Source organism: Streptomyces sp. 4F14, from assembly GCF_048159485.1.
GTDB lineage: Bacteria > Actinomycetota > Actinomycetes > Streptomycetales > Streptomycetaceae > Streptomyces.
Genome location: NZ_JBLRVY010000264.1, coordinates 1 through 358 on the forward strand (window position 1 = coordinate 1; position 358 = coordinate 358).

The 358-nt window shown below is 69.6% G+C and carries 1 protein-coding gene; it reads left to right on the forward strand.

The genetic code is table 11. The features are described 5' to 3' along the window. Positions 1 to 358 (forward strand): carboxyl transferase domain-containing protein (locus ACLZOT_RS50630; protein WP_416976073.1); only part of this gene is annotated, 358 nt, incomplete at both ends.

Here is a 358-nt window from a genome sequence, read left to right on the forward strand (position 1 = left end):
GGTCGAGGGCGTGGAGTGTCTGATCACCGCCAACGACCCGACCGTGCGCGGCGGCGCGAGCAATCCCTGGTCGCTGAAAAAGGCCCTGCGCGCCAACGACATCGCGCTCGCCAACCGGCTGCCCTGCATCAACCTCGTCGAGTCCGGCGGCGCCGATCTTCCCTCCCAGAAGGAGATCTTCATCCCCGGGGGCGCCATCTTCCGGGACCTGACACGGCTGTCCGCGGCCGGGATCCCGACCATCGCGGTCGTCTTCGGCAACTCGACGGCCGGTGGCGCGTACGTCCCCGGCATGTCCGACCACGTGATCATGGTCAAGGAGCGCGCCACGGTGTTCCTCGGCGGCCCGCCCCTGGTG